Origin of the sequence: Streptomyces herbicida, assembly GCF_032656585.1 — a bacterium.
Taxonomy (GTDB): domain Bacteria; phylum Actinomycetota; class Actinomycetes; order Streptomycetales; family Streptomycetaceae; genus Streptomyces; species Streptomyces herbicida.
Map to the genome: position 1 here is coordinate 1 of NZ_JAUYWJ010000060.1, position 6967 is coordinate 6967.

Annotated in this window: 4 protein-coding genes; 1 reads left to right on the plus strand and 3 read right to left on the minus strand. The window is 68.7% G+C overall.

Annotation, left to right across the window (positions count from 1 at the left end; all coding sequences use genetic code 11):
• Positions 1–379: 379 nt before the first annotated feature.
• Positions 380–2758, minus strand: coding sequence for a tetratricopeptide repeat protein (locus tag Q8A52_RS48565; RefSeq protein WP_316765105.1), 2379 nt, complete (start codon positions 2756–2758; stop codon positions 380–382).
• A 1740-nt stretch (positions 2759–4498) separates the two neighbouring features.
• Positions 4499–5164 (minus strand): TetR/AcrR family transcriptional regulator, encoded by a 666-nt coding sequence (locus Q8A52_RS48570; RefSeq protein WP_316765106.1) that lies wholly within the window; start codon positions 5162–5164, stop codon positions 4499–4501.
• Positions 5165–5274: 110 nt separating this feature from the next.
• Between Q8A52_RS48570 and Q8A52_RS48575 the strand changes: the two genes are divergently transcribed.
• Positions 5275–6222 carry an SDR family NAD(P)-dependent oxidoreductase gene (locus Q8A52_RS48575; RefSeq protein WP_316765107.1) on the plus strand — a complete coding sequence of 316 codons (948 nt, stop codon included), beginning with the start codon at positions 5275–5277 and terminating at the stop codon, positions 6220–6222.
• 289 nt (positions 6223–6511) lie between these two features.
• Here Q8A52_RS48575 and Q8A52_RS48580 read toward each other — a convergent pair.
• Positions 6512–6967: transposase (locus Q8A52_RS48580; RefSeq protein ID WP_316765108.1), on the minus strand; the 456-nt coding region annotated here is incomplete at its 5' end.

Sequence of the window (6967 nt, forward strand, 5' to 3'; positions counted from 1 at the left end):
TCAAGGACAGGGCAGCCGACCGGACCGCAGCGTCCAACGCGGCACGTGCCGCGGTACAGGAACTGATGGCGGCCTCCCTCGACGTGAAAGCGGCCCTCGCCATCTGGGAAACGCGATGGCGGGACAATCGGAACATCGCGAGCGCGCTGGCCCAGTCCGCGACTCAGATACTCGCCGGCTACGCGACCTGTCCCCGACAGCACGTTCAGCGGAACGCGAAGAGAGCCAGCGGCTGGGTCGCATCGCGCCGGTCAACCTCGGCATGCCAGGTCTCCGCGCCACCGACGAAAGGCTGTGACCTGCAGCTTTGCGGCGTCTTGTGGGTGAGGATCGCGACAGGAGCAGGCCCGTCGCCGCGCCCACGTCGTCACCGGGCCGGTCATGGATTGGGCGTCGCGCGGTCCGGTCGTCGTCGCCACCTTCGGAAGACGCCTGACGTAGGGCCGGCCTCGACCGTCGCGAGGAATTCGCGTGTCGCGAGCGTCGCTGTGTGGTCGGGACCGAAGGCACGTTCACGCCCTTCCAGGGTCTCCCGCAGCAGGGCGGCAGGTTCGGCTCGCTGTCCCAGGTGGAAGAGGGCACGGGCAAGGTTCTGACGAGTGTCGAGGGTGCGTGGATGGTCGGGGCCGAGGACACTTTCGCGCTGCCGCAGAGTCTCGCGGAACATCGCGGCTGCTTCGTTGTACTGCCGCATCCCGTCGAGGGCACTGGCCAGGTTGTTCTTGCTCTGCAGGACCGACGCATCGTCAGGACCGAAAGCGGCGAGCCGCGCCTCGAACGTCTGCCGGTGGATCTGTGCGGCCTCGGCGTAACGGCCCGCACCGCTGAGTGCGTTGGCCAGACTGTTGCTGCTGACAAGCGTCAGGGAGTGGTCCGGTCCCAGGATGCGCACACGCTGGTCGACCGTCTCCCTCAGCAGTGCTATGGCCTCGTCGTGCTGTCCAAGATGGCTGAGCGCCATCCCCAGACTGATCTTGGTCTGCAAGCTGAAGTAGTGTGCCTCTCCCAGCGCGCGGCCGCGGTGTGCGAGAGTCTGGCGCAGGAGTTCGACGGCTTCGGCGTGCAGGCCCAGATGGTTGAGCGCCGCGGCGAGAGTGTGCCGCCTCTTGTCCGTGCGGATGTGATCCATTCCGAACGTCGCTACGTCGGCTTCGTACGCCGCCCTGGCCAAGGAGGCGGCGAGCGCATACTCCCCTGCCGCGAAGAGGCTCTTCAGGATCCGGCTCCGGGCATTGTCGACCCTGTCCGCAGGTGCCGGAGCCCCCGGGCGGAGCAACAACTCCACATGCGGTGCCAGTGTGCAGGCCAGCGGCCAGTCGACGCTGTCCGTCGTGATCCGCTCAGCCAGCTCAGTGGTGCGCAACAGCGCCGCACGCCGCCAGAGCCTCGGATCGACCCCCGCCGTCGAGCCGAGGAGGAGCTCGTTGATCTCACGTACGAGAGAGTGGATCTGCAGAGCACCAGCCTGCGCTCGCCGCGTCCCGTCGCTGAACGCGAGGAGGCCATACTGGTGCAGTCCCGACAGCGCGGCCTCCACGTCCCGTCCGCGGACGCGCAGGCCTGTGACCGACCTGAGCATGCCGACCGTCATCCACTCGCGTGGAATCGGCGCGTCCGCCGCAAGGGCCAACATGCGCATCAGGGGACGCGCCACCGGATACCCCATGCTTTCCAACTGGTCGAGCGACAACTCCCAGGTGTGCCTCACCACTTGACGGGCGTCGGAATCCCGCTGCACGGGTCCCGTCGCGCCCATCAGCGCGGGAAGCTCATGGTCGAGGGCCCCACGGTAGTCGTTGAACGTCCTGTAGCGGCTGCCGGGCCGGGAGAGATAGGAAGCGGCCGAGCGAAGCGCCAGAGGCAGGCCGCCGAGCCGCTCCGACAGCTTCTCCGCGTCCTCAGGCGAACCCGCCTGCGGTGCCGCGTCGCAGAGGACCTGAGCACCCGCCCGGGTGTCCAGCGAGGAGAGTTCGACGATGTGCGCACGCGGGCCCCAGGTCTCCCGGCTAGTGTCCCGACTCGTGAGAAGCAACAGGCCGTTTACCTCGGGCCGCGCCCATCCCCGGTAGTCACCAGTGGCGCCCTGATCGAGGCTGAGCTGGTCGGCCTGATCCACGTTGTCGATGACCAGAAGCCAGTTGCGTACGCTGCCCAGGCGGCGCCAGACGACATCGGGCAGCGGGACGAGCTCGGTCCGGGCATCCTGCAGCTCCGCCTCGGTCAGTCCGCACGCGACGGCGACCTGTGTCATCTGGAGGACGAAGGAGTCCCTGTCCTGCCAGCGGATCCAGAAGACGGTGAAGCCGTCCGTCTCCGCCTGCTTGGCCAGCGCCGCTGCCAGTGTCGTCTTGCCGAAACCTCCGGCACCGCACACCACCGCGAAACCGTCCGGGGGCCGGGTCAGCAGTGCCGACAACCGCTCGAGGTCGGATGCGCGCCCGCGCACCAGCGGAAGATCGACGTGCGGCGGCCGTAAGGAGGTGGACCGCACGGTGATGAGCGCCGAGCTGGTCACAGAGCCCACCCCGCAGGGCGCACCGACCGCGCCGGACGTCTGGTCGAGGCGGCGGCTCAGCAGGAGGAGTCCAACGCTAAAGGCGGCGAGGAGCGCGAAGACTCCCCAGACGACGCCCGGGCTGCGGGCCCACCAAGGGACCGTCTCACTGGCGTAGTTGGTGACGGGCCCGAGCAGAATGCTTACCGCCGCCCCCGCTCCAGCCGTGACGGCCCCGAGTAGAGCGCTTCTTCGCGGCTGCATTGTCCTGTCCCCCGTAGCGGTACGGCCGCACTCGCCAACGACCGCACTCAGCCTGCCAGCCAACTCTGCCTCCCGCAACGCGCTCACGGATGCATCCGCGCCCCTTGATCGCCTTGTCCACCGCGTCCCGCGACCCGTACACCGCCAGCCCCGCCAGGTTCGGCTCCCCCGTCGGTACGCCCGCCGCCACGGTTGTCACGGTCGCTGCCCGAAGGCCACCGGGCGTACGGCGCGCACACGACGGTGCTCTCCGCGACCGAGCTCGGCACCGGGATGTACAACACGATCCTCCGCGTCGCCGTCGTCGACCAGAAGCGACCGGTGATCTTGCGGATCGCCCCGGAGCCGGCTTGCCAGTTCTCCTCGGAGCGGGCCTTGATGCGACCAACCTTCTGCTGGCGGCTGCTTGACATGCGCAGAGAAGGTACCTGGGGGCGTTCGGGATTGAGTGAGACAGCGTGGTTCGGGAGGACGCCCGGGACTTCATGCTGGGGATGAGGCTGGCGGACAAGCCGGTGCGCATGCACTGGCGCCACCGCGGCAAGGACCCCGCCGAGATACTCCAGCCCTCGCGGACCGGCAGGCCCGTGCCGGGAACACCGAACCCGGTGACCGGGAAGCCCACCATCGGCAAGAAGCACGCGCCGAGCACCCGGGCACACTGCGAGACGGTGTTGCGGTCGTTCTACGGCTTCCACCTGGAGCGCAACACCGGATCGCTGCTGGTCAACCCCTTCCCTCTTGTCCGCAACCGGCGCTCGGCACGAGCCAACGCCCACCACAACCCTGAGAAGGAACACAAGAAACAGCGCACCGGCCTCTATCGGCCCAAGGTGCCCAAGCGGATTCCACGGCGGATCCCCGACGAGAAGTACACCGAGGTGTTCGCGGGCCTCCGCTCACACCGCGACCGGGCCTTGCTGGCTTCACGATTCGCTCGAAGGCGTGGACGACGGCCTGGTCCGTACCCGGTCGTATGGGAACGCCGGCGTGTTCCAGGGCGTGCCGCAGCCGCAGCGCGGCGGAGTCATCCATGGGTTGGGGTTTCCGGTGAGGCGCGGAGTTCTGCAATGGCGTGGTCGAGTTCGGCGATGTGGGCGGTCAGCGCGGCGGTCTGGAGGCGAGAGAGTCTTACCGGGGCATCGAGCGGGCGGTGGTCAAGCGGGGCAGGTGGACGCTGGCGCGGCGGGCATTGGGGCAGGTCAGGCACATGGTCAGCAGCGGCAGGGGCCGGCCCGTGTGCTGAGCCCGCTTTGCGCAGAGGGCGGAGGAGGACTGATAGGAGCAGTCGTTCAAGACGCCAGCGTGCAGGGTCTTCGTCAGGTGCAGGAGCATGGTGCGCTGCACCTGCGGCTGGAGCGTAACCGTCCCGTTGCGACTGGGCGCCCGCGCAATGGCCAAGAAACACCGCCGCGAGGCCACCGCCAGCGATGCCGAGTAACTTCCCCACGCCGGAAGGCGCATACGCCTCCGCCCCGGCCCGAACATGAAGGAGGTTCCGCCATGCCCCGCTCCGTCAAGTCCCCGCCGCCCGCGCCGGCCCCCGTGGCCGATGACGAGCGCAGGTGCGTCGACTGCGGCCTGCCCTGCACCGAGCATGGGGGAGATCACGCCAGCTATGTCGCCAGCCGACTCAAAGCCTCTCAAGCACCCACCGAACCCGAGTAGGGGCCAGGTACGGCGCACTTGACGGTCAGCTCAAGAGGCACAGAGGTTTCGGCCTGTTCAGTGCAACGCTGGTCAGCGACGGGGTAGCACGCCCAGGAGGGTTGCGGTCAAGGCCTGCTTCAAATAGTCCTTCAGATCCAAGTGGAAGCGGGCCAGCTCGGGCTCGGCCTCGTAGGCCGCCTGCAGGCTGGGTGGGGGCGTGCTGTACGCCGACAGCGCGCCGGCCATGACCATGGTCTGCAGGCTGAACAGTGTCGCGTTCTCGCCAAGCTCCGGCAGGTACTTCCGGAGCAGGGCGGTCATGGTGGTCAGGCGGTCCAGGGAGGCGCGCTTGTAGCGTGCCACGACCTCGACGGAGACGTTGTGCTCCAGGACGCTGCCCTGTGCGCCGAAGAGCTCGCACAGCACCATTCGGCCGGACAGCGAGCGGCTGAGGATCTCGGCCACCGCTGCCGCCCGCTCGGGCATGGGGAGGTCTTCGTCGATGCCGGCGGCCAGCTCCCCTGCCAGCTCCGTCAGCCACTCCCGCAAATAGCGGTCGAGCAGCTCCAGTAGCACCGCCTCGCGAGACTCGAAGTAGCGCAGCACGTTCGGCTTCGCCAGGCCTACCCGGCGGCTGAGCTCGTTCAGGGTGACCGCGGCCACCGGCATCTCGTCGAGCATCGCCGACGCCATGTCGAGGATCGCCCGTCGCCGGATCTCCCGCTGCTCTTCGGTTCGCGCCCGCTGGAAAGTCACACTCCCCAGTCTAGATTAGGTACCTTCGGTACGTTGACAAAGTACCGCAGGTACCTTAACGTCGAGGGACACAAGATACCTTCGGTACTTTAGACGGCTGGGAGCCTGACATGGGCAAGAAGTGGACAACGGCAAACATTCCGGACCAGCGCGGGCGGGTGGCCGTGGTGACCGGAGCCAACACCGGACTCGGGTACGAGACCGCCAAGGCGCTCGCCGAGCACGGGGCGTCCGTAGTGCTCGCCGTGCGCAACATCGAAAAGGGCATGCAGGCCGCGGCCTGCATGCCCGGCGACGTGACCGTGCAGGCGCTGGACCTGACCTCGCTCGACTCCGTGCGGACCGCGGCGGCGGCGCTGCACTCCCGGCTCGACCGGATCGACCTGCTGATCAACAACGCCGGCGTGATGTACACCCCGAAGCAGACCACCGCCGACGGCTTCGAGATGCAGTTCGGCACCAACCACCTCGGCCACTTCGCGCTCACCGGGCTGCTACTTGACCTGATGCTGCCGGTGCCCGGCTCACGCGTGGTGACGGTCAGCAGCACCGGCCACCGCATCCAGGCCGCGATCCACTTCGACGACCTGCACTGGGAGCGGTCCTACAGCCGGGCCGCCGCCTACGGTCAGTCCAAGCTGGCCAACCTGATGTTCACCTACGAGCTGCAGCGCCGGCTCGCCGCGCACGGCACCACCGTCGCGGTCGCCGCCCATCCCGGCGTGTCCAACACCGACCTCATCCGCCACACCCCCGCCGCGCTCCGCCTGCCCGTCACCTGGCTCACGCCGCTGATCACCCAGACGCCGGCCATGGGCGCCCTGCCCACCCTGCGCGCCGCCACCGACCCCGGCGCGCTCGGCGCCCAGTACTACGGGCCCGGCGGGCGCAACGAGGTCAAGGGCCACCCCCGGCTGGTCACCTCCAGCCCCCAGTCGTACGAGGTGGCCGTCCAGCAGCGGCTATGGGCCGTCTCCGAAGACCTCACCGGCGTGAAGTTCCCCGTCCTTGAGCCCCAGCAGAACTCGGTTCCCTCCGGATCGGCCATCACGATGTAGCCCGCGCCGGCAGGAGGCGCCGGCTCGTCCGGCGCTCCGCCGCCCGACGGCCGGCGCGATCGAGAAGAGCCGCTACCGGAACATGCGGGAGCCGCGTCCGCGTAGCGGTGAGACGGTGAGCAGCCGAATGCTCTTCGTCTTCGATACCGAGCGGCGGGCCAGGCCCCGTACCAGTACGCGATCGGCGCCGAGCTGACCCTAGTAGGACTCCGTTAGGTCTGTCTTGATCTTGGTGTGGTTCTGCTGGGCAGAGGTCGGCGGCAGGTGGTGCAGATGCCGGTCCAGCAGTTCAGGAGGTCCTGGAGGGCGTCGGGGATCTGGTAGAGGGGGAGTCCGGCGTGTCGGCTTTTGGGGCCAGCCGCTGCTCGGTGAGGAAGGCATGGGCGGCGGTGACCAGGGTGGCGTGGTGGTGCCAGCCGTTCCAGGAACGGCCTTCGAAATGGTCCAGGCCCAGGCCGTGCTTGAGTTCGCGGTAATCGTGCTCGATGCGCCAGCGGATCTTTGCCAGCCGCACCAGGTCGGCGACCGGGGTGTCGGCGGGCAGGTCGGACAACCAGAACCGGGTCGGTTCGTCCTCGCCGTCGGGCCATTCGGCCAGCAGCCGTACCTCGGGCAGGACGCCGTCCCACCGGCCGTGCTCGGCCACCGCAGCTGCCTGGGCCAGCCGACGCGAGCGCACCCCGGCAGGCCGGACCCGCATCGCGAGGAAGCGTGAGGTCATCGGGCCGCGGGAGCCTTCCCGCCA

Bases quoted from the DNA above. Each gene is read 5' to 3' on its own strand.
- Q8A52_RS48565 (WP_316765105.1), bottom strand. From the start codon at position 2,758: ATGCAGCCGCGAAGAAGCGCTCTACTCGGGGCCGTCACGGCTGGAGCG.
- Q8A52_RS48575 (WP_316765107.1), top strand. From the start codon at position 5,275: ATGGGCAAGAAGTGGACAACGGCAAACATTCCGGACCAGCGCGGGCGG.